General features: G+C 62.1%; 20 protein-coding genes. 7 read left to right on the forward strand and 13 right to left on the reverse strand.

What is annotated here, in order from left to right:
• Positions 1-12: 12 nt before the first annotated feature.
• Positions 13-570: a DUF2780 domain-containing protein gene (locus GQX66_RS14390; RefSeq protein ID WP_007959813.1), complete on the forward strand. Its 558-nt coding sequence runs from the start codon at positions 13-15 to the stop codon at positions 568-570.
• Between the two features lies 1 nt (position 571).
• Here the strand turns inward: GQX66_RS14390 and GQX66_RS14395 are convergent, their stop codons facing one another.
• Entirely contained in the window at positions 572-1,459 is an 888-nt protein-coding gene (locus tag GQX66_RS14395) for an acyltransferase (protein ID WP_102718892.1), read from the reverse strand.
• 193 nt (positions 1,460-1,652) lie between these two features.
• On the opposite strand from GQX66_RS14395, the gene GQX66_RS14400 reads away from it, so the two are divergent.
• The 4 genes from GQX66_RS14400 (at position 1,653) to creD (ending at position 5,778) form a co-directional block, all read left to right on the forward strand.
• A complete protein-coding gene (locus GQX66_RS14400; RefSeq protein WP_064599935.1) occupies positions 1,653-2,156 on the forward strand; it encodes an ATP-dependent zinc protease in 504 nt (167 codons plus the stop codon).
• Between the two features lie 73 nt (positions 2,157-2,229).
• The gene (gene creB / locus GQX66_RS14405; protein ID WP_240869792.1) at positions 2,230-2,910 is read left to right on the forward strand and encodes a two-component system response regulator CreB; all 681 of its coding nucleotides are present in this window, start codon (positions 2,230-2,232) and stop codon (positions 2,908-2,910) included.
• The gene (creC, locus tag GQX66_RS14410) at positions 2,910-4,325 is read left to right on the forward strand and encodes a two-component system sensor histidine kinase CreC (protein ID WP_240869793.1); all 1,416 of its coding nucleotides are present in this window, start codon (positions 2,910-2,912) and stop codon (positions 4,323-4,325) included. Before creB ends, creC begins: the two co-directional genes overlap by 1 nt.
• 82 nt (positions 4,326-4,407) lie before the next feature.
• On the forward strand, positions 4,408-5,778 hold the full coding sequence (creD, locus tag GQX66_RS14415) for a cell envelope integrity protein CreD (protein ID WP_240869794.1): 1,371 nt from the start codon (positions 4,408-4,410) through the stop codon (positions 5,776-5,778).
• Positions 5,779-5,865: 87 nt separating this feature from the next.
• Here the strand turns inward: creD and GQX66_RS14420 are convergent, their stop codons facing one another.
• The 8 genes from GQX66_RS14420 to GQX66_RS14455 form a co-directional block, all read right to left on the reverse strand.
• Positions 5,866-6,495 (reverse strand): glutathione S-transferase, encoded by a 630-nt coding sequence (locus tag GQX66_RS14420; protein ID WP_085746824.1) that lies wholly within the window; start codon positions 6,493-6,495, stop codon positions 5,866-5,868.
• 64 nt (positions 6,496-6,559) lie between these two features.
• Entirely contained in the window at positions 6,560-6,739 is a 180-nt protein-coding gene (locus GQX66_RS14425; protein WP_085697754.1) for a hypothetical protein, read from the reverse strand.
• The gene (locus GQX66_RS14430; RefSeq protein WP_129972194.1) at positions 6,736-7,866 is read right to left on the reverse strand and encodes a PepSY domain-containing protein; all 1,131 of its coding nucleotides are present in this window, start codon (positions 7,864-7,866) and stop codon (positions 6,736-6,738) included. Before GQX66_RS14430 ends, GQX66_RS14425 begins: the two co-directional genes overlap by 4 nt.
• A gap of 74 nt (positions 7,867-7,940) precedes the next feature.
• Positions 7,941-10,379 (reverse strand): TonB-dependent siderophore receptor, encoded by a 2,439-nt coding sequence (locus GQX66_RS14435; protein WP_240869795.1) that lies wholly within the window; start codon positions 10,377-10,379, stop codon positions 7,941-7,943.
• Positions 10,380-10,579: 200 nt separating this feature from the next.
• On the reverse strand, positions 10,580-11,551 hold the full coding sequence (locus tag GQX66_RS14440; protein ID WP_240869796.1) for a FecR family protein: 972 nt from the start codon (positions 11,549-11,551) through the stop codon (positions 10,580-10,582).
• On the reverse strand, positions 11,548-12,066 hold the full coding sequence (locus GQX66_RS14445) for an RNA polymerase sigma factor (RefSeq protein ID WP_039768032.1): 519 nt from the start codon (positions 12,064-12,066) through the stop codon (positions 11,548-11,550). Before GQX66_RS14445 ends, GQX66_RS14440 begins: the two co-directional genes overlap by 4 nt.
• 110 nt (positions 12,067-12,176) lie before the next feature.
• Positions 12,177-12,884 (reverse strand): 3'-5' exonuclease, encoded by a 708-nt coding sequence (locus GQX66_RS14450; protein ID WP_085746619.1) that lies wholly within the window; start codon positions 12,882-12,884, stop codon positions 12,177-12,179.
• Positions 12,881-14,821 (reverse strand): putative nucleotidyltransferase substrate binding domain-containing protein, encoded by a 1,941-nt coding sequence (locus tag GQX66_RS14455; protein ID WP_240869799.1) that lies wholly within the window; start codon positions 14,819-14,821, stop codon positions 12,881-12,883. Before GQX66_RS14455 ends, GQX66_RS14450 begins: the two co-directional genes overlap by 4 nt.
• 254 nt (positions 14,822-15,075) lie before the next feature.
• Between GQX66_RS14455 and GQX66_RS14460 the strand changes: the two genes are divergently transcribed.
• Entirely contained in the window at positions 15,076-15,522 is a 447-nt protein-coding gene (locus GQX66_RS14460) for a response regulator (RefSeq protein ID WP_085654016.1), read from the forward strand.
• A gap of 70 nt (positions 15,523-15,592) precedes the next feature.
• Here GQX66_RS14460 and GQX66_RS14465 read toward each other — a convergent pair whose 3' ends face one another.
• Entirely contained in the window at positions 15,593-17,770 is a 2,178-nt protein-coding gene (locus tag GQX66_RS14465) for a malate synthase G (RefSeq protein ID WP_240869801.1), read from the reverse strand.
• Positions 17,771-18,224: 454 nt separating this feature from the next.
• Here GQX66_RS14465 and GQX66_RS14470 point away from each other — a divergent pair, with 454 nt between their 5' ends.
• A complete protein-coding gene (locus tag GQX66_RS14470; RefSeq protein ID WP_011336250.1) occupies positions 18,225-18,743 on the forward strand; it encodes a glycine cleavage system protein R in 519 nt (172 codons plus the stop codon).
• A gap of 223 nt (positions 18,744-18,966) precedes the next feature.
• Here GQX66_RS14470 and rarD read toward each other — a convergent pair whose 3' ends face one another.
• The 3 genes from rarD to GQX66_RS14485 all read right to left on the reverse strand — a co-directional run bounded on the left by rarD (position 18,967) and on the right by GQX66_RS14485 (position 22,913).
• Positions 18,967-19,854: an EamA family transporter RarD gene (gene rarD, locus GQX66_RS14475; RefSeq protein ID WP_007959831.1), complete on the reverse strand. Its 888-nt coding sequence runs from the start codon at positions 19,852-19,854 to the stop codon at positions 18,967-18,969.
• A gap of 66 nt (positions 19,855-19,920) precedes the next feature.
• Positions 19,921-20,895, reverse strand: coding sequence for a serine/threonine protein kinase (locus GQX66_RS14480; protein ID WP_240869803.1), 975 nt, complete (start codon positions 20,893-20,895; stop codon positions 19,921-19,923).
• A gap of 116 nt (positions 20,896-21,011) precedes the next feature.
• Positions 21,012-22,913 carry a PhoX family phosphatase gene (locus tag GQX66_RS14485; protein WP_240869805.1) on the reverse strand — a complete coding sequence of 634 codons (1,902 nt, stop codon included), beginning with the start codon at positions 22,911-22,913 and terminating at the stop codon, positions 21,012-21,014.
• Between the last annotated feature and the right edge of the window lie 23 nt (positions 22,914-22,936).

Consider the following 22,936-nt stretch of genomic DNA (forward strand, 5'->3'; position numbering starts at 1 on the left):
GAGGATGTCTGAATGAAGATTTCACGCGGTTTTGCCCTGGCATCGCTCCTGACCCTGGCGGCAGGGCCGGTGTTTGCCGGTTTCAGTTTGAATGACGTGGCCGGTGCGGTATCGGGCATGCAGGGCGGGGACAAGGCCGCCGCCGCGGCGCCGACGTCGGAAACCGCCGGTCTGTTGAGTGCCTTGAGCGCGCTGAACGTCACGCCGCAGCAAGCGGTCGGCGGTACCAGTGCCATGTTGGGCCTGGCGAAGAACCAACTGAGCAACACGGACTATTCCGAGCTGGCCAAGGAAGTGCCGGGCATCGACAAGCTGTCGGGCGGCAGCGGTAATCTGGCGGCGTTGAGCGGCTTGCTCGGCTCGTCGGGCAAGTCCGCCGGGCTGGAAAATGCGCTGGGCAACGTCAAGGACACCAATGACCTGAACAACGCTTTCGGTGCGTTGGGCATGGACAGCGGTATGGTCGGCCAGTTTGCCCCGATCCTCCTGCAATACCTCGGTCAGCAGGGTGTCGGCGGTTCGTTGCTGCAAAGCCTGGGCAGCATCTGGGGCACCGGCACCAACGGGTGACTCAGCGGCGCTCGCCCTTGAGTTCGGCGATGCGCTGATCCTTGAGGGTCCAGAGCTGGTTGACCCAGTTCTGGACCTTCTCGCGAAACGCCGGATCGTTTTCGTAATCGCCCTGCCACAGGGCCGGATCCAGCTCGCGGGTCTGGATGTCGATGATCACGCGCGGCACGTTGCCGCTGATCAGGTCCCAGAACCCCGGAATCTTCTGCTGTGGATAAACCACGGTCACGTCGAGAATCGCGTCCAGCTGTTCGCCCATCGCCGCCAGTACAAACGCCACGCCGCCCGCCTTGGGTTTGAGCAGGTGACTGAACGGCGATTGCTGCTGAGTGCTTTTGGCAGCGGTGTAACGCGTGCCTTCCAGATAGTTCACCACCGTCACCGGCTGGCGCTTGAACAGCTCGCAGGCGGCCTTGGTGATTTCCAGATCCTTGCCGGCCAGTTCCGGGTTCTTCGCCAGAAACGCCTTGGTGTAACGCTTCATGAACGGGTAATCCAGCGCCCACCAGGCCAGGCCCAGGAACGGCACCCAGATCAGCTCTTTCTTGAGGAAGAACTTGAAGAACGGCGTGCGCCGGTTGAGGGTCTGGATCAGTGCCGGGATATCGACCCAGGACTGATGGTTGCTGATCACCAGGTAGGAGGTGTCGCTGCGCAGGTCTTCGCCGCCGCGAATATCCCATTGCGTGGGGATGCACAGGCGGAAGATCAGCTTGTCGATTTCCGCCCAGGTTTCGGCGATCCACATCACCGCCCACGAGGCGTAGTCGCGAAAGCGTCCCGGCAGGATCAGCTTGAGCAGGGCGAACACCATCAGCGGGCCGAACAGCACGAGGGTGTTGGACAACAGCAGCAGGGTGACGAGACAGCCGGTGAGCAGGCGGCGCATAAGCAACTCTTGGAAAACGGATGGGCGCGCCATGATAAGTGGCTTCGGCCGACAGGCCAAATCCGCCGGTGACGAATGTTTCACCTGTGGCGCGTTAGTCTGATCGTTCCCACGCTCTGCGTGGGAACGATCAAGTAAACAACGGTCTAAAATCTCGCGTCTGACGTCCCCATTTCCCAAGGAAGCCCCTTACGTGAAATCCCTCCTTGCACTGCTTTCCCTCGTCGCCCTGCCGGTGCTCGCCGCCGAACCGACGCTGTACGGTCGTTACGAATACATCGCGCTGCCGGAAATCGGCGGCGAAGTGCTCAAGGCCAAGATGGACACCGGCGCGCTGACCGCCTCGTTGTCGGCCAAGGACATCGAGACGTTCACCCGCGACGGCGAAGACTGGGTGCGTTTCCGTCTGGCCACCAAGGACGCCAGCAACAAGGTGTACGAGCACAAGGTCGCGCGGATCAGCAAGATCAAGAGTCGCTCGGATGAAGAAGACGAGGGCGAAAGCACCGAAGTGGCCAAGCGTCCGGTGGTCGATCTGGAGCTGTGCCTGGGCGACGTCAAGCGTACCGTGGAGGTCAACCTGACTGACCGCAGCAACTTCAACTACCCGTTGCTGATCGGGGCCAAGGCCCTGCGCGAATTCGGCGCGGCGGTGAACCCGGCGCGACGCTTCACGGCGGACAAGCCGGACTGCTAAACCAAGTGGTCTCATTGACGTAACGCCGGGCTTGGGGCACCGTTCGCGCACTTAACCCACAGGCTCGGACGCCATGCCTCATATCCTGATTGTCGAAGACGAAGCGGCGATTGCCGACACGCTGATTTTTGCCTTGCAGGGCGAGGGCTTCACCACGACCTGGCTGAGCCTGGGCGCGGCGGCGCTGGAGCATCAGCGCCAGAACCCGGCGGATCTGATCATCCTCGACATCGGCCTGCCGGACATCAGCGGCTTCGAGACCTGCAAACAGCTGCGTCGCTTCAGTGAAGTGCCGGTGCTGTTCCTCAGCGCGCGCAACGCCGAGATCGACCGGGTGGTGGGCCTGGAGATTGGCGCCGATGATTACGTGGTCAAGCCGTTCAGCCCACGGGAAGTGGCAGCCCGGGTCCGGGCAATCCTCAAGCGCATGGCGCCACGCCCGGTCATCGAAGCGTCCTCGGCGCTGTTTCGCATCGATCCCGAACGCGTGCAGATCAGCTATCGCGGCCAACCACTGAGCCTCACCCGCCACGAATTCCGTCTGCTGCAATGCCTGCTCGAACAACCCGAGCGGGTGTTCAGCCGCGAGCAACTGCTCGATGCGCTGGGCGTGGCGGCGGATGCCGGTTACGAACGCAGCATCGACAGCCATATCAAAAGCGTGCGCGCCAAATTGCGTCTGGTGCGCGCCGAGGCCGAGCCGATCCAGACCCATCGCGGCCTTGGCTACAGCTACAGCCCGGTGCACAGCTGATGTCGCTGGGGCTGCGGATTTTCCTGGTGTATGTGCTGTTCATCGGCCTCACCGGTTACTTCGTACTCAACACGGTGATGGAAGAAATCCGCCCCGGCGTGCGCCAGTCCACCGAAGAAACCCTGGTCGACACCGCCAACCTGATGGCGGAAATCCTGCGAGACGATTTCAAGGCCGGCACCCTCAACCAGAATCGCTGGCCGGAACTGCTCCGCGCTTATGGCGAACGCCAGCCGAAGGCGACGATCTGGGGCTTGGCGAAAAATCAGGTCAACCACCGCATCTACGTCACCGACGCCAAGGGCATCGTGGTCCTGGACTCCAGTGGTCTGGCCGTCGGTCAGGACTACTCGCGCTGGAACGACGTCTACCTGACCCTGCGCGGTGAATACGGCGCACGTTCCAGCCGCAGTGACCCGAATGATCCGAATTCTTCAGTGATGCACGTCGGCGCGCCGATCCGCGACAACGGCGCGATCATTGGCGTGGTCACCGTGGCCAAGCCCAACAGTTCACTGCAACCCTACGTCGATCGCACCGAACGCCGTTTGCTCGGTTACGGCGCCGGATTGATCGGCCTCGGCCTGCTGCTCGGCGCCGTGCTGTCGTGGTGGCTGAGCCGCGCGTTGCACCGCTTGACCGTGTACGCCCAGGCGGTGAGCGAGGGCCGTCGGGTGGCGGTGCCGCACTATCGCGGCGGCGAGCTGGAACAGTTGGCCACTGCCGTGGAACAGATGCGCACCCAGCTCGAAGGCAAGGCCTACGTCGAGCGTTATGTGCACACCCTGACCCATGAATTGAAGAGCCCGCTGGCGGCGATTCGCGGTGCCGCCGAGTTGTTGCAGGGCGAGATGCCGGCGGATCAGCGATTGCGCTTTGTCGGCAACATCGACAGTGAAAGTGCCCGGATGCAACAGTTGATCGAGCGCCTGCTGAACCTTGCGCAGGTCGAACAGCGGCAGGGTCTTGAGGAACGCGTCGCAGTGCCATTGGCGGCGCTGGTGGATGAGCTGTTACAGGCTCAAATGGCACGCATCGAAGGCCGGCAACTGCGTATCGAGCAAACCATCGCGGCGGATCTGGCGTTGATCGGCGAGCCATTTCTGCTGCGACAGGCGCTGGGCAATCTGCTGGAGAACGCACTGGATTTCACGCCGTCACACGGTCTGCTGCGCTTTGGTGCCGAGAGAATCGGCGAGCAGGTCGAGCTTCGCCTGTTCAACGAAACCACGCCGATTCCCGACTATGCCTTGCCCCGTTTGAGCGAGCGTTTCTACTCCTTGCCACGCCCGGACAGCGGACGTAAAAGCACCGGACTCGGGCTGAACTTCGTCGAGGAGGTGGTCAAGTTGCACGGTGGATCAATGCGCATCGGCAACGTTGAAGGTGGGGTGGAAGTCGTTCTGCAGTTGTAGTTTCCACACAAACTCCACATTCCTCCCATAAAACCCCCACATCCCCTTTGCAGACTCTGCCCATCGAAACAGGGAGAGTCCCATGAACAAAAGTCTGACGATAAAACTCGGGGCCATTGCCCTGCTGATCTTGGTATTGCTGGTGCCGCTGCTGATGATCGACGGCATCATCGACGATCGCCAGCAACTGCGTGACGGTGTGCTGGAAGACATTGCCAGAAGCTCAAGCTACAGCCAGCAACTCAGCGGGCCGGTGATGGTTGTGCCGTATCGCAAAGTGTTGCGCACCTGGAAAACCAAGGAGAAGAGCGACGAGCGCTACCAGGAAATCGGCGAAGAGCGCGGGCGCCTGTATTTTCTGCCGGAGCGTTTTGAACTCGACGGCCAGGTGCAGACCGAACTGCGCGCCCGTGGCATTTACGAGGCGCGGCTGTTCCATGCCGACAACCGCATCAGCGGGCAATTCACAGTGCCGGCGCAGTTGGGGATCAAGGAAGACTTTGTCGATTACACCTTCGATGCGCCGTTCCTGGCGGTCGGCATCAGTGATATTCGCGGTATCGAAAATGCGCTGAAGCTGGAGCTTGGCGCGCAACGCCTGGACTTCGTTCCGGGTACTCAGGTCGGCTGGCTGGGCGAGGGTGTGCGAGTGACGCTGCCGGCGCTGGACACCAGCAAGACCACGGAACTGGCCTTCGGCTTCGACCTGCGCCTGCAAGGCACCGGCTCGTTGCAGGTGCTGCCGGTGGGCAAGACCAGCCGCGTGAACCTCGCTGCCAACTGGCCGCACCCAAGCTTCATCGGTAACTTCCTGCCGGCCAAACGCGAGATCACCGATCAGGGTTTCACCGCCGACTGGCAGACCTCGTTTTTCTCCACCAATTTGCAGGAAGCGATGAGCCGTTGCGTGTCGGGCAATGATTGCGAGGCGGTCAACGGGCGCAGTTTCGGCGTGAGCTTCATCGATCCGGTGGATCAGTACCTGAAGAGCGATCGGGCGATCAAATATGCGTTGTTGTTCATCGTCCTGACGTTCGCCGGTTTCTTCCTGTTCGAAGTACTGAAAAGCCTGGCAGTGCACCCGGTGCAATACGCGTTGGTGGGCGTGGCGCTGGCGTTCTTTTATCTGTTGCTGCTGTCGTTGTCGGAGCACATCGGTTTTGCCATGGCGTATCTGTTGTCCGCCAGCGGTTGTGTGCTGTTGATCGGGTTCTACGTCTGCCATGTGCTGCGCAGCGTGCGGCACGGCTTGAGCTTTTCGGCGGGGCTGGCGGCGTTGTACGGCTTGCTCTACGGCTTGCTGAGTGCCGAGGATTACGCGCTGCTGATGGGCTCGCTGCTGCTGTTCGGTCTGCTGGGTGTGTTCATGGTGCTGACCCGCAATCTGGACTGGTACGGGATCGGGCAGAAACCGGCCAAACCGCTGGAGTTCGATATCGGAGCGGTGCAATGAGCCGGTTTGTGGGGTTGCGTGAGGAGCAGCGGGAGGCCGAAGTGTTGATGACGCTGATCTTTGCGTCGTTGCCTCCCGCCCGGTGCGTCAAGCCTTCGGCATCGTCGCAATCATCGACGGCCGCTGGCTCACTTCAAAGAACCAGTTGGCCAGTTGCGGGTTGGCGTCACGCCAGCCCAGATCCGGGAAGCGCAGATCCAGATAACCCAGCGCACAGGCCACGCTGATCGAAGCGACGTCGAAGTGGCAGGTCAGTTCGGCAATCGCGTCGCGCTCCAGCAGGGCGAGGGCGCGGCGGATCTTCTCGCGCTGGGCCTCGAGCCATTCGTCCCAGTGCTTTTCCGGGGCACGCAGCACTTGCTCGTAACGCACCATGACCGAGGCGTCCATGATCCCGTCGGCCATCGAGGCCAGGGTCAGGCGCCGCCAGCGGGCCGCGCCGTCGCGAGGGATCAGCGGGTTGCCGACGTGCTGGTGGTCGAGGTAATCAAGGATCACCCGGCTGTCATGGATGACATTGCCGTCGGCCAGGCGCAGGGCCGGGATCTTGCCCAGCGGGTTGTCTTCGTTGAGGGCGGCGTCCGGGCTGACAGGGCTGAGTACGCAGTCCTGCAGCGCGACGCGATCCTGCTGGCCGGTCTCGTGCAGCAGCACCATGACTTTGCGCACGAACGGGGACAGGGTGTTGTGAAACAGGGTCATGCTGGGAGCGGACATTGGCAGGGTCTCGGTCAAGGGCAAGACGGGCAGCATAGCGCGTTGCCCGTCAGGCTCAAGCCGTTCAGCGACGTTGCAGCAGTCCACGCAGGGCAATGGCGGCCGGAACGCCCAGACCAATCCAGCTCAAGCCATCCCAGATCCCGTCGCCCAGCAGCGCGGCGAACAGGCCCGCCGCACTCAGCAGCGCGATCACCAGCGGTGTGCTGAAGACCTTCCAGAAATTCGACTGACGCGGCTTCATGCTGCGGCCTCCGCCGGTTCCAGTACCGGTTTCGCGGCCTTGCGCCTTACCACCCACAAGTACACGCCGCTGGCGAGGACGATGATGGTCAGCACGTCCAGCGTGGCCCAGAGGATTTTCATCGGCATGCCGCCGTAGTCACCGAAGTGCAGCGGCTGAGACATGCCCATGGCGTCCATGTACCACGGTCGTTCTGCCACCGCCGTGACCTGCAGGGTGCTGGCGTCGATCAGCACCGGGGTCAGCAGGTGCGAGGTCAGGTGGGTGCCGCCCTTCATGAACACCGAGTAATGGTGCTCGCTGGAGAAACGGGTGCCGGGGAAGGCGATGAAGTCCGGTTTCATCCCCGGTGTGACGCTGCCGGCGATGTCCAGCACCCGGGTGGCCGGGGCCAGTTGCGTCAGCGGCGGGGCATCGCGATAGGGCGCGATCATGGCGTTGAGCGAATCGCTGCGCCAGGCGGCGATGATCAGGTCGGCACAGGCGCTGATCACTCCCGTAACGCCGACCACCAGTGCCCAGGTCAGGGTGACCACGCCGATCAGGTTATGCAGGTCGAGCCAGCGCAGGCGGGTGGATTTGTCCTGGCGCACGGTGCCGAACTTCAAGCGGCGCATGAACGGCAGGTACAACACCGTGCCGGACACGATCGCGACCACGAACAGCAAACCCATGAACGCCAGCAGCAACTTGCCCGGCAGGTCGGCGAACATGTCGACGTGCAGGCGCAGGATGAACAGCATCAGCCCACCGTTGGCCGAAGGCATTTCCAGGGCTTCGCCGGTGCGCGCATCGAGCATGAAGGTGTGCGAGGAGTTGGGCTCGGTGCCGGCGGTCTTGGCCATGATCGTCAGCACGGCATTCGGTTCGTCGTCTTCGAAGCCGAAGTACTGCACGACTTCACCGGGCCGATGCTTCTCCGCCGCTTCGACCAGTTGCGCCAGGTTCAGATGCGGCGTATCCGCCGGCATCACCCGCAACTCGGGCGCATCGCCCAGCAGGTGGTCGATCTCGTGATGGAAAATCAGCGGCAGGCCGGTCAGGGCCAGCAGCAGCAAAAACACGGTGCAGATCAGGCTGGTCCAGGTGTGGACGAAGGACCAGCGGCGAATTGTTTTACTTTTCATTTCATGACCTTCAAAAACACCAAAGCCGTCCACGAGGGACGGCCTGGTTGCAGGGCCTGTTTCAGCTCAGGCGCTTACCACTTGTAGGTGGCGCTGGCGATGACGCTGCGCTGGTCGCCGTAGTAGCAGTAGAAACCGTCGCAGGTGGAAATGTAGTCCTTGTCGAACAGGTTGGTCGCGTTGAGTGCCAGCGACGCCCCTTTGAGGCTGTTGTCCAGACGGCCGAGGTCGTAATGCACGGCGGCGTCAAACACGGTGTAGGCGTCCGCCTTGCCCAGCCAGGTGTTGGCCTTGTCGCCGTAGGTGTTGCCGGTGTAGCGCACGCCGCCGCCGATGCCGAAGCCGTCGAGCACGCCGCTGTGCCAGGTGTAATCGGTCCACAGCGAGGCTTGCTGGTTCGGCATCAGTTGCAGACGGTTGCCCTTGTCGACGCCTTTCTGCACTTCGGACTTGGCCAGGGTGTAGGCGGCGATGACTTTCAGGTTGTCGGTAACGTCGGAGACGGCTTCCAGCTCCAGGCCTTTGACTTTCACTTCGCCGGTCTGGCTGGTGATGGTCACGTTGTTGACGATGGAGTTGACCGAGACGTTCTTCTGGGTCAGGTCATACACCGCTGCGCTGAGCAGGGTCTTGCTGCCCGGTGGCTGGTACTTGATGCCCAGTTCCCATTGCTTGCCCTCGGTCGGTTTGAACGAGTCGGTGGCAGTGGCATCGGCGCCGCTGGTTGGCTGGAAGGATTCGGCGTACGACAGGTACGGCACGAAACCCGAGTCGAACACGTAGCTGATCGCCGCGTTACCGCTGAACGCCTTGTCACGCTGGGTGTTGGTGGCGTCGCCCTTGTTGAAGAACTTGGTGCTGGTGTGCACCCAGTCTTCACGACCGCCCAGGGTCAGACGCCATTGGTCCAGGGCCATCTGGTCCTGCACGTAGAGGCCGCTCTGGTAGGTTTTCTGGTTGTAGTCATAGAACGCCGAGGAACGCGGTGGACGAATGATCGTCTGGCCGTAGACCGGGTTATTGACGTTGATGTCCGGTGCGGAGCCGAAGATCGAGGTGTAGTTGTCGTTGCTGCGCTGGTGATCGAGACCGAGCAACAGGGTGTGACGGATATCGCCGGTGGCGAAGTCCGCCTGAAAGTTGTTGTCCACGGCGAACTGGCTGATGTCCTCATCGACGTTGGTGGTGCCGCGGCCGACATTACCCTGATCATCGACGGTGAAGCCGGCGAAGGATGGGTTGTAGCTGTTGACGGTCACCGTCTGGAACGACAGATCAGACTTGGTGTAACGCAGATTCTGTTTGAACTGCCATACGTCGTTGATGCGATGTTCGAAGGCATAGCCGAGCGCGTAGTAGGTACGGTCGTAGAAGTCGTAGTCAGGATCGCCCAGGTTCTTGTGATGGGAAATCTTGCCGAACGGCATGTCGATCTTGGTGCCCTGGATCGGGTAGAACTGGCTGGTGACACCGGTATCGTCGCGGGTGAACTGCGAGAGCAAGGTCAGCTTGGTGTCTTCGTCGATGTTCCAGGTCAGGCTCGGCGCGATGTTGTAGCGCTTGTTTTCGATGTGGTCGATCTGCGTGTCGCTGTCACGCACCACGCCACTGATGCCATACAGGAACTGACCGGCGTCATCGATCTTGCCGGTGCTGGCGAAGTTGATCTGGCGGTGGTTGTCGCTGCCGTACTGCAACTGGATTTCGCTGCTTTGCACATCGCTTGGACGACGGCTGACCATGTCCAGCAAACCGCCGGGCGGGGTCTGGCCGTACACCGAAGAAGCCGGGCCGCGCAGCAGGGCGAGGCGATCGAGGTTCCAGGTTTCCGGTTTCGGGTTGGCGTAGATGCCACGTGGCAGCGGCAGGCCGTCGAGGAATTGTGTGGGTTCGAAACCGCGCACGCGCAGCCAGTCGATCCGGGTGTCGCTGCCGTAGCTGCTGGCGGTGATGCCCGGCATGTAGCGCACGGCATCATCGAGGCTGTGCACGCCACGGTCTTCCATTTGCTGGCGAGTGGCGACCGAAATCGAACGCGGCGCTTCGACCAGCGCGGTGTCGGTCTTGGTGCCGGCGGCGGTGCGGGTGGCGGTGTAGCCTTCGACCGGGCCCCAGGCGCTTTCATAGTTTTCCACGCCGATCACCGAAGTTTCCGGCAGGGCCATCACGCCTTCCGGTACGGCGACCAGGGTGTAAGTGCCGGCGCTGCTCTGTTCCAGTTGCAGACCGGTGCCACGCAGGGCCGCGCGCAGGGCGCCGGCCGCGTCATATTGGCCGTTGACCGGCGCCGAAGTCTTGCCCGCCGCCAGCGACGGGTTCAGCGACAGCGTGAGGCCGCCCTGGCTGGCGATCTGGTTCAGGGTGGTCGACAACGGAGCCGCCGGCAGGTTGTAGGCGCGTACGCTCGACGCCTGTTCAGCGGCGATCAGTTGGCTGCTGGCCAGCGGGGTGCAGAGGGCAATGGCGACCGCCAGCAAACTGGGGCGCAACAAGGTGTCTAGCGAACGGGACATACGGCGGCTCCTGAATGGAAATATTTCTCAATTGCCTGTGTGCCGGACGAGATTCGAAAAGTGATAGGGCTGGATGAAAATAATTTCGATTAACGAACGACAACGCTGCACAAGTCAGCAGAAAGTCCGTTTTCATGGGGTGTGATGGGGGGGCTGTCGCGACCTGCTCGCGACAGCGATTGCTCAGGAAGCGCTGAATGTCAGGGCTTCGGATCAGCCTTGGCCACGGTCACCCACCATGGCGTGTGCTGCTCGATCTGCACCGGCAAAGTCGGCAGCAGGGCGTTCAGCGCCTTGTCGGTGTCGTGCAGCGGGAAGCTGCCGGTGATGCGCAGGTCGGCGACTTCCGGCGCGATGCCCAGATGGCCGCGACGATAACGACCGAGTTCATGCACCAGGTCTTCCAGGCGCGCGTTGTCCACCACCAGCATGCCGCGGGTCCAGGCATCGGCGCCGGGGGTGAGCGCCAGCACCGAATCCAGACCGTTGTGGCGGATCAGCACTTGCTGGCCTTCGCGCAGGATCTGTTCCTGCGGATCGGATTGCGGATGCGCCGCCACCGCTGATTGCAGCACGCTAAGGCGCGTGCCGGCGTCTTCGCGCTTGACCAGGAACCGCGTACCCAGGGCGCGCATGCTGCCCTCGGCGGTTTCGACGATGAACGGCCGCGCATCACCGTGACCGGTTTCGACGAGGATTTCGCCTTCCTGCAACACGATCAGCCGCTGCTTCTCATCGAAGCGGACATCCACCGCGCTGTGGGTATTGAGGTTGAGCACGGTGCCGTCGGCCAGGCGCACGGTGCGCTGTTCGCCGGTGGCGGTGCGTTGATCGGCGAGCCAGTAATCCAGCGGCAGATAACGTTCGCCGGCAAACAGCGCCAGACCGACCACCGCCACGACACTGGCCAGCCCGCTGCCCAGCTTGCGCACGCGGCGGCGGATGCCTTCGCGCGATTGCAGCAATGCGGTGCGTGCCGGGCCGTTGGCCACGCTGAAACGCTGGTCGAGCATGCCCAACTGGCGCCAGGCGCGAGCGTGTTCTTCGTTGGCCGCGTGCCATTTGGCGAACTCTTCGCGCTCCAGCGGCGTGCTGGAATCGAGGGTCAATTGCCAGGCAATCGCCGCGTCCAGCACATGGGCCGGGACCGGTCGGGAACTGGCCGGGCTCATGTGGGCTCACCGTACAGTGCGATGTAGCACTGGCGGATGCCCTGGGCCAGGTACTGGCGCACGCGGGGGACAGACACGCCGAGTTTGTCGGCGATCTCGGCGTGGGTCAGGCCGTCGAGGCGGTTATAGAGGAAAGCGGCGCGGGCCTTGGTCGACAGCTTGCCGAGCATGCGGTCGATGGCCTTGAGGTCTTCGAGGATCAGTTGCTGCTCTTCGACCGAGGGCTGTTCGCCCTCGGGGATCAGCATCAGCTCGGTCAGATACGCCTGTTCCAGCGCCGCCCTGCGGAAGTAGTCGAACAACAAGCCTTTGGCGATCGCCACCAGAAACGCCCGGGGTTCGCGCGGTGTCAGCAGTTCGTCGCGGCCGAGCAGGCGGACGAAGGTGTCCTGGCTCAGGTCTTCGGCGCGTTGCGGGCATGCCACGTTGCGGCGCAGCCAGGCCAGCAGCCAGCCGCGGTGGTCGCGATACAACGCACCGACGAGCTCACTGTGAGGGCTTTGGGCTGAAGACACGACGACACCGACTGGGAAGTGTTAACTAACGAGAATTGTTCGCGATTGTGGCAGAGGTGGGAATGGTTAGCAATTGGCCACCGGTCGGGTTGTCGGGCGACAACCCGGATTCAGAACGAATGCGTCTGCTGGCGGCGTTTCCACTGACTCAAGCGTTGCTGCAGATTCAGCGGGCTCTGGATCTGCTGCTGGCGTGCCCGGCTGAACAGGATCAGCGCCAGTTCCGCCGTGGCCAAAGCATCGGCGCTCGCATGGTGACGCTCAAAGACTTCGAGCTTGAACCAGTCGACCCACTCGTCCAGCCCCGCTTCGCGAATGTGCGCCTGCGGGCAAACCAGCGGGGCGATCTGCGCCACGTCGAGGAACACGGTCTGCAACTTGTGCCCCAGATGTTCCTTCAAGGCGCGCCCGAGCATGTGCTGGTCGAACGAAGCATGAAACGCCAGCACCGGACTGTCGCCGATAAACTCCAGCAGCTCGACCAGGGCTTCGGTGGGCTCGCTGCCGGCGGCAATCGCGCTCGGTGCCAGACCGTGAATCAACACGCTCGGGCCGAGTTTCAGCTCGCGGCATTGCAAGGTGCGTTCGAATTGCTGGCTAAAGTCGATCGCACCGTCCTCAATCGCCACCGCACCAATCGACAGCACCCGATCCTTGTTCAGGTTCAGCCCGGTGGTTTCCAGATCCAGTACCACCCAACGCTGTTCGCGGAGGCTGCATTCACGCAGCTCACCGATGGCCGGCAGTTTCGCCAGGCGCTGTTGCAGATCGTCCGGCACGACGGGACTGGCCGGACGCAGCCACGAGAACAGGCTCATAGCTGATACCGCAGGGTCAGGCTGCTTTGCAGGCGCTGGGCCTGGCGCAGGGATTCACGCAGGATGCGCCGGTCCAGATGATTGAGGCTGTCGGGATCGACCCGGTTCGAATACGGCAGGTTTTCCCGGGTCTGCAGTTGATGCTGCTGCATGCGCGTCTGCTGAATGAAGTGGTAAGCCTCTTCGTACGCGGCGCCATCCAGGCGGTCGATGACTTCTTTATCCACAAGCTGGCGGAAGCGTTCGAGGGTGTTGTTGGCATCGACGCCATGGGCCAGCGCGAGCAGGCGGGCACCGTCGACAAACGGGGTCAGGCCCTGAATTTTCAGGTCCAGCGTGGCTTTCTCGCCGTTCTTTTTCGTCAGCACGAACTCACGGAAACGCCCCACTGGCGGGCGATTGCGCAAGGCGTTCTCGGCCATCATTCGCTGGAACAGTCGGTTATCAGCGACCTGATCGAGAATTCCCCGGCGCAGTTGCTCGCATCCCTGTTCATCGCCCCAGACCACCCGCAGGTCGAAATAAATGCTTGAGCCCAACAGGTTCTCCGGCGTCGCCTCGCGAATGAACGCGGCAAAGCGTCGGGCCCATTCGGCGCGGGACAGGCACAGCTGCGGATTGCCGGCCATGACGTTGCCCTTGCACAGGGTGAAGCCGCATTGCGCCAGACTGTTATTGATCTGCTGGGCGATGGGCAGCAGCTTGCCGCGAATCTCCGCCGCGTGGGCCGCATCCCGCGCGTCGAACAGAATGCCGTTGTCCTGATCGGTGTGCAGGGTCTGCTCGCGTCGGCCTTCGCTGCCGAAGCACAGCCAGCTGAATGGCACACCGGGATCGCCTTTTTCGGCGAGGGTCAGTTCGATCACCCGGCATACGGTGTGATCGTTGAGCAGGGTGATGATGTGGGTGATCTGGGTCGACGATGCGCCGTGAGCGAGCATGCGCTCCACCAGTTGGCCGATCTCGCCGCGCAGGGTCACCAGTTGTTCGACCCGCTGGGCACTGCGAATGGTCCGCGCCAGGTGCACCAGATCGACCCGTTGCAGCGAGAACAGATCGCGCTCGGAAACCACGCCGCACAGGCGTCGATCCTTGACCAGACACACGTGGGCGATATGCCGTTCGGTCATGGCAATCGCGGCGTCGAAGGCGCTGTGATCCGGCGACAGATGGAACGGCGAGTGCGTCATGTGCCGTTCGATCGGCTCGCTGAAATCGCCAACCCCTTCAGCCACTACATGGCGCAGGTCGCGCAGGGTGAAAATCCCCAGCGGCGCCTTGTGTTCGTCCACCGCGACGATGCTGCCGACCTGTTGTTCGTGCATCAGCTTCACCGCTTCGCGCAGTGGGGTGGAAGGGCTGCAGGTCACCGGATGGCGCATGGCCAATTCGCCGAGACGGGTGTTCAGCGAATACTGGGTGCCGAGGGTTTCCACGGCTTTCTGCTGGACTTGCTGATTGACCTGATCGAGCAGGCTGCTGACCCCGCGCAGGGCGAAATCGCGGAAGGTGCTAGAGAGGGCGAACAGCTTGATGAACGCCAGTTTGTTCAGTTGCAGGCAGAAGGTGTCTTCACCGGCCAGATGCTCGGTGCGGGTCGCCCGTTCGCCGAGCAGCGCGGCGAGGGGAAAACACTCGCCGGTGGTGATTTCAAACGTGGTTTCGGTGCCGCCCTTGGCCGTGTGCGGCCGCTCGCCGACCACCCGGCCCTGCTTGACGATGTAGAAGTGTTCGACCGGCCCGTCGGCGGGTTTGATGATGCTTTCGCCCTGACCATAGAAGCGCAGCTGGCATTGCTCCACCAGATAGGCCAGGTGGGCATGTTCCATTTGATTGAAAGGGGGGAAGCGCTGGAGGAATTGCAAAGTGCCCTGAATGTTCTGCAACACCGCGGTTTTCCCTGCCTGGGTGAAGGCGTCCGCTTTACTCATAACCATTACCGCAGTCTTTTTCGAATTGTTGTTGTCGGATCGTTGCAGCCATGGTCGGCCCCATCGCGCGGGGTGCCCATTGGACGTAAGTCTAGGTTGGGCATGCCGTTGGGTAGTTTTCGGATATGCCCTACAAAATCAGTCGGAAATTCTTCGGTTCGCCCCTTGGAAAAAAATCCGACGAAGTGCACATTGAAGCTCTGCCCAGCGATGTCTGACCACTGTGCCAGGGGATCGATTTTGAAAACGTAGAGAACGCCATGTCCGACCACGATATTTTGAGCGACGCCGAGCGGGAAGCGCTCAGCGCTGTAATGCTCGAACCCGATCTGCCACCGCAGCGTGTATTGATCGTCGATGACGACAAGGACGCCCGGGAGCTGTTGTCGGAGATTCTGGGATTGGACGGTATCCGTTGCATGACCGCCGCCAGCGGCGAAACCGCGCTGAAAATGCTCGCGGAAAAACCTTCGATCGGGTTGGTGATCACCGATCTGCGCATGGGCAACGTCGATGGCCTGGAGCTGATCCGCCAGGTGCGCGAATCCGTCAGGGCGGCGATGCCGATCATCATTGTGTCCGGCGATGCCGACGTGAAGGATGCGATTGCGGCGATGCATTTGAGCGTGGTGGATTTTTTGCTCAAGCCGATTGATACCGCCAAATTGCTCGGTCTCGTCAGACATGAGCTGGGCATCGAGCCCTAGCCAATCCGGCGCAAACAAAAAAGCCCTGATCGAAAGATCAGGGCTTTTTCATGTCCGGCATCAGCGCAGGTTACAGGCCGTTGGCAGTCTTGAACTCGCGACGACGACGGTGCAGGACCGGCTCGGTGTAGCCGTTCGGCTGTTTGGTGCCCTCGATCACCAGTTCGACCGCCGCCTGGAAGGCAATGTTGCTGTCGAAGTTCGGGGCCAGCGGACGGTACAGCGGGTCGTTGGCGTTCTGACGGTCAACCACCGGCGCCATGCGCTTGAGGCTTTCCATCACTTGCGCTTCGGTCACCACGCCGTGACGCAACCAGTTGGCGATGTGCTGGCTGGAGATACGCAGCGTCGCACGGTCTTCCATCAGGCCGACGTCGTTGATGTCCGGCACCTTCGAGCAACCCACGCCCTGGTCGATCCAGCGCACCACGTAACCGAGAATGCCCTGGGCGTTGTTGTCCAGTTCGTTCTTGATCTGCTCCGGGGTCCAGTTCGGGTTGACCGCCAGCGGGATGGTCAGGATGTCATCGACCGAAGCGCGGGCACGTTTGGCCAGCTCGGCCTGACGGGCGAACACGTCGACCTTGTGGTAGTGCAGCGCGTGCAGCGCAGCGGCGGTTGGCGACGGAACCCAGGCAGTGTTGGCGCCGGCCAACGGGTGAGCGATTTTCTGTTCGAGCATCGCCGCCATCAGGTCGGGCATCGCCCACATGCCTTTACCGATTTGCGCACGACCTTGCAGGCCGGTGCTCAGACCGATATCGACGTTCCAGTTCTCGTAGGCGCCGATCCATTTCTCGGCCTTCATGTCCGCCTTGCGCACCATCGGGCCGGCTTCCATGGAGGTGTGGATTTCGTCGCCGGTGCGGTCGAGGAAACCGGTGTTGATGAACACCACGCGCTCGCTGGCCGCCTGGATGCAGGCCTTGAGGTTGACCGTGGTACGGCGTTCCTCGTCCATGATCCCGACTTTCAGGGTGTTGCGCTTGAGGCCCAGCACGTCTTCGATGCGACCGAACAACTCGTTGGTGAACGCCGCTTCTTCCGGGCCGTGCATCTTCGGTTTAACGATGTAGACCGAACCGGTGCGGGTGTTCTTGCGCGAAGTGTTGCCGCTCAGGTTGTGCATCGCCGCCAGGCAAGTCACCAGGCCGTCGAGGATGCCTTCCGGCACTTCGTTGCCGTGCTTGTCGAGGATCGCGTCGATGGTCATCAGGTGACCGACGTTACGCACGAACAACAGCGAACGGCCGTGCAGGGTCAGTTCGCTGCCGTCGACCTTGGTGTAGGTGCGATCCGGGTTCATGGTGCGGGTGAAGGTCTGGCCGCCCTTGGACACGGATTCCGCCAGATCGCCCTTCATCAGGCCGAGCCAGTTGCGGTAGATCACAACCTTGTCGTCGGCATCGACGGCAGCGACGGAGTCTTCGCAGTCCATGATGGTGGTCAGCGCCGCTTCCATCAGGATGTCTTTGACGCCGGCGGCATCGGTCTGGCCGACCGGGGTGCTGGCATCGATCTGGATTTCGAAATGCAGGCCGTTGTTTTTCAGCAGGATCGCGATCGGCGCATTGGCGTCGCCCTGGAAGCCGATCAACTGAGCTTCGTTGCGCAGGCCGCTGGTGCTGCCGCCCTTGAGGGTGACGACCAGTTTGCCGTCAGCAATCTTGTAGCCGGTGGAATCGACGTGGGAGCCGGTCGCCAGTGGCGCGGCTTCGTCGAGGAACGCACGGGCGAAGGCGATGACTTTGTCGCCACGCACCTTGTTGTAGCCTTTGCCTTTTTCCGCGCCGCCGGCTTCGCTGATGGCGTCGGTGCCGTACAGGGCGTCGTACAGCGAACCCCAGCGGGCGTTCGAGGCGTTGAGGGCGAAGCGGGCGTTCATCACCGGAACCACGAGTTGCGGGCCGGCGGTACGGGCGATTTCGTCATCGACATTTTGCGTCGTTGCCTGGAAATCAGCCGCTTCTGGCAGCAGATAACCGATCTCTTGCAGGAAGGCTTTATAGGCCACGGCGTCGTGCGGCTGACCGGCACGGCTCTGGTGCCAGCCATCGATACGAGCCTGGAAGTCATCGCGTTTGGCGAGTAGGGCTTTGTTCTTTGGCGCCAGGTCGTGAATGACCTTGTCGGCACCTTCCCAGAATTTGTCGGCGGTGAGGCCGGTACCGGGAATGGCTTCGTTGTTCACGAAGTCGAACAGGACTTTGGCGACCTGCAGGCCACCGACTTGAACGTGTTCAGTCATTGCTTGCCTCACTCTGCTCAGCTATTTCGCTTTTCAGCTCTTCAATTTAACAATGAAGCCTCTGGCCATTTAAACCACAAACCCCTCGACCAGTACATGCCATCGCTGGCGGCTGGGCTGGGACCAATCAACGGCTTGGGGGCCTTGCTGACGGGGCTTTCAGGGTTGCGAACGTGCCTTGGGCAGACATCGATCCAGCGTTATGTAGTGCGCGCTGCGGCATACTACATGATGAGTTGCGGTTGTGAAAATCAGACTAATTACGTCGTTCTGCGACCCCATGACGCATTGCGGTCACGGTGCGGAACAGGATGTTCTCAAAAAACCAATGGATTGTTCCAGTTAAATATAAAAAGTTGTACACGATTTGTGATTGCGAGCGTCTGAGGCGTCTGTCGAACGCTTGCCTATACTTGCTTTTCTATAACAAAAGTCATGACAAGAGGGCTGCGCCATGGATCACCTCGTACTCACCGTCTTCGCACCGGACAAGCCCGGGCAGGTCGAGCGCATCGCCCAATGTATCGCCGAACACGGCGGCAACTGGCTGGAAAGCCGCATGTCACGCATGGCCGGGCAGTTCGCCGGGATCCTGCGGGTCGGCGTGCCAGCGGAGGCTTACGACGAATTAGTCGATGCCCTACAAGCTTTGTCGGCACAGGGCATCCGCGTGCTGGTGGCCGAAAGCGGTATCGAGCAGGCCTGCACGTGGAAGCCGATCGCCATGGAGCTGGTGGGCAATGATCGTCCGGGCATCGTGCGTGACATCACCCGGTTGCTGAGCGAGCAGGGCGTAAACCTGGAGCGGCTGGTGACCGAGGTGCGCCCGGCACCGATGAGCAGCGAGCCGCTGTTCCACGCCGAGGCGATTCTGGCGGTGCCGCTGACCCTGTCGCTGGACGTGCTGCAATCGCGCCTGGAAACCCTGGCCGATGACTTGATGGTGGAATTGGTGCTGCGCACCGACCTGTGAAGAGGGATCGGGTTATCCAGTTTAAACGTGCACCTGCCTGTGGATAACCTGTAGAGACTGACCGCCAGGCCACGTCCGCCGTGGCTTGGCGAAGATTGATCAAAAAAACGCCAGCATTCAGTGACTTGCGCACAAACGGCGGGGATCACGCTGTGGATAACCTTGGGAAGGAACGATACAGGCCACGAGAACCGTGGCCTGTGGAGGTTTGTGCGTTTTTTGATCAGCTGCGCCGGCGCAGGCTCAGCCACGCATCGACGCTGTAGACCGCCAGACCGGCCCAGATAAACATGAAGGCGATCAGCGTGCTGGACGACAAGTGCTCGCCGAACAGCAGCACAGCCTGCAGCAGCACCAAAGTAGGCGCCAGGTATTGCAGGAAACCGAGGGTGGTGTAGGGCAGATGCCGCGCCGCCGCGTTGAAGCAGACCAGCGGCACCAGCGTCACCGGACCGGCCGCCACCAGCCACCAAGCTTCGGAAGTGGTCCAGAACTCGGCCTGGGCACTGGTCGCGGTCGGATTGAACAGCAGCCACGCAAGGGCGATCGGCACCAGCATCCAGGTTTCCACCACCAGCCCCGGCAACGCCTTGACCGGTGCCTGCTTGCGGATCAGCCCGTAGAAACCGAAGGTCAGCGCCAGCACCAGCGACACCCACGGCAGGCTGCCGACCTGCCACACCTGCTGCGCCACGCCGACCGCCGCCAGACCGACCGCCAGCCACTGCATGCGCCGCAGGCGTTCGCCGAGGATCAGCATGCCGAGCAGCACGTTCACCAGCGGGTTGATGTAGTAACCGAGGCTCGCTTCCAGCATCCGGCCGTTATTCACCGACCAGACGTAGGTCAGCCAGTTGGCCGCGATCAAGGTGCCGCTGAGCGCAAGAATCGCCAGGCGTTTCGGGTTGTCGCGCAGTTCCTGCCACCAGCCGGGATGCTTCCACACCATCAACAGCAGCGCGCCGAACAGCGCCGACCACAGCACCCGGTGGATGATGATTTCCACCGCCGGCACTTCGGCGATGGCTTTGAAGTAGAGCGGGAACAGTCCCCAGATAATGTAGGCGCTAAGGCCCAGAATGTACCCGCGACGCGGGTTGGCGGCTTGCATGCAGAATCCTTGCTTAGGCAGCTAACAAAGCAGCGATTGTACGGGCAGTTGTATAGACGTGTCGTGTCAGAAAAGCTTCAACGGCTCTTCGTTCAACGCCGACAGTTGCTCACGCAACGCCAGTACCTGATCGCCCCAATACCGCTCGCTGCCAAACCAAGGAAAGCTGCGGGGGAACGCCGGATCGTCCCAGCGTCGGGCCAGCCACGCGCTGTAATGCATCAGGCGCAGGGCGCGCAGCGGTTCGATCAGCGCCAGTTCACGCGGGTCGAAGTCATGGAATTCGTTGTAGCCGTCCATCAATTCCGACAACTGTCCCAGACAATCCTGACGATCGCCGGCGAGCATCATCCAGATGTCCTGTACCGCCGGCCCCATGCGGCAGTCGTCGAGGTCGACGATGTGGAACATCTCGTCGCGGCACATCATGTTGCCGGGGTGGCAGTCGCCGTGCATGCGGATGTTCTGGTGCGGCGTGTTGGCGTAGACGTCTTCCACACGCTTGAGCAGGTCGCGGGCGACGGACTCGTAGGCCGGCAGCAGGCTCTTGGGAATGAAGTTGCCTTCCAGCAGGGTGGTCAGCGAGTCATGGCCGAAGTTCTTCACGGCCAACGCTTCGCGGTGATCGAACGGTTTGGTGCCGCCGACCGCGTGCATGCGCCCGAGCAATTGGCCGAGGCGATACAACTGGTCGAGATTGCCCGGTTCCGGCGCCCGGCCACCGCGACGGGGAAACAGGGTGAAACGAAAACCGGCGTGTTCGTGCAGGGTTTCGCCGTTGTGGATCAATGGCGCCACCACCGGGATCTCGACGTCGGCCAGTTCGAAGGTGAACTGGTGCTCCTCCAGGATCGCTTCGTTGGTCCAGCGCTGCGGGCGATAGAACTTGGCGATCAGCGGTTCCGAGTCTTCGATGCCGACCTGATAAACGCGGTTTTCATAACTGTTGAGCGCCAGAATGCGCGCGTCGCTCAGGAAGCCGATGCTTTCGACGGCATCGAGCACGAGGTCTGGGGTGAGGGTTTCAAACGGGTGGGCCATGCTGACTCCTGCGCGCAGCAGGCTGCCGCGTCCGGCTCAGCATGGTAGCGCAGACGGGCTGTCTTGAGTGGGATCGTTCCCGCGCAGCGCACGGGAACGATCAGAGCGTCGCCCGATCAGGCGCCGACGATCCCGCCATCCTCACGGGTAATCGCCATCACCGATGACCGCGGCTTGCCGTTCGGCAGGTGCTCGGGGAAGGTCGAACCGCCGTTCTCGCCCGGGTGCTGAATCCCGACGAACAGGGTTTTCTGATCCGGCGAGAAACTGATCCCGGTGACTTCACAGCCGATCGGCCCGACCATGAACCGGCGAATCTCACCGGTCGCAGGATCGGCGCAGAGCATCTGGTTGTTACCCATCCCGGCGAAATCACCGGCGTTGCTCGAGTCGCCGTCGGTGAGAATCCACAACCGTCCGGCCTTGTCGAAGCCGAGGCCGTCGGGGCTGTTGAACATGTTCTGCGGCGTGATATTCGACGAACCGCCTTTTGGTGTACCGGCGTGCACGCCCGGGTTGCCGGCGACCACGAACAGATCCCAGGCGAAGGTCTTCGCCGCGTGATCGTCGCGGTCGGTGCGCCAGCGCAGGATCTGCCCGTAGACGTTCTTCTCGCGCGGGTTCGGGCCGCCCACCGGTTGCCCGTCTTCGCCGCGCTTGGCGTTGTTGGTCAGGGTGCAATAAACCTGGCCGTCTTTCGGGCTGACCACGATCCATTCCGGACGGTCCATGCGCGTGGCGCCGACCACACTGGCGGCGAGACGTGCGTGAATCAGCACTTCAGCCTGATCGGCGAAACCGCTGCTGGCGTCGATGCCGTTCTTGCCGTGGGTCAGTTCGATCCACTGACCCTGGCCTTTCGGATGATCCGGATTGCCGTCGCCGGCATCGAACTTGGCCACGTACAGCGTGCCGTGATCGAGGATGTCGCGGTTGGCTTTGGCGTTGCGGTGGTTGATCTTGTCGCGGCTGACGAATTTGTAGATGAACTCGCCGCGTTCGTCGTCGCCCATGTACACCACGGCGCGACCGTCGTCGGTCTCGGCCAGTGCGGCGTTTTCATGTTTGAAGCGGCCCAGCGCGGTGCGTTTGACCGGGGTTGATTGCGGGTCGAACGGATCGATTTCCACGACCCAGCCGTGACGGTTGAGTTCGTTCGGGTTCTTCGCCATGTCGAAGCGCGGATCGAACGGATGCCAGTTGATCTCGCGGCTGGCGGCCGACACGCCGTAGCGTTTCTGCGCCGGGTCGAACTGTTGCTGGGCGTTGCTGCTGCCGAAGCAGTCGGTGAAGTTCTCTTCGCAGGTCAGATAGGTGCCCCACGGCGTCTTGCCGTTGGCGCAGTTCTGGAAGGTGCCGAGAACTTTCTTGCCGTGCTTGTCGGCGCTGGTTTTCATCAGCTCGTGGCCGGCAGCCGGGCCGCTGAGGCGGATCGGCGTGTTGCCGTGGATGCGCCGGTTGTAGCGCGAGCCCTGGACGAACTGCCACTGGCCGTTCTTGCGCTGTACCTCAATCACCGACACGCCTTCGCAGGCCAGGGCCTTGCGCACGTCCTCGGCCGATTGCGGCATGCCGCCGTGCGGATAGAGGTAGCGGTAGTTGGTGTATTCGTTGTTGATCGCCATCAACGCACGGTTTTTCTCGCCCGGGAATTCAAACAGGCTCATCCCGTCGTTGTTGTCGCCAAACTGCACTTCCTGCGCAGCCGCTGTGCCGTTGCCGCTCGGGTCGAAGGCCGGGCCGTTCTTTTGCAGCGGCTGGCCCCAGCTGATCAGCACCGACGACTTGTAGCCCTTGGGCAGGCTGATGGTGTCGGCGGTGGCGGCCGGAATGCTGTCGAAGCCGAGCAAACGGCTGTTGCCGGCGCTGACACTGGCGGCCAGCACGCTGCGGCTCAGCAGGTTGCCGCCGAGGAACATCGCCGCGCCGCACAGCGCGCCGGCGCTGATGAAACCGCGACGGCTCAGGCCGACCATTTTTTCCAGGTCTGTGGATTGGTTTTCTTCTAATAGGCTCACATCAGGCTCCCTGCATGGTTTTG

It is taken from the genome of Pseudomonas sp. B707, assembly GCF_022496685.1.
Lineage (GTDB): Bacteria > Pseudomonadota > Gammaproteobacteria > Pseudomonadales > Pseudomonadaceae > Aquipseudomonas > Aquipseudomonas paraglycinae.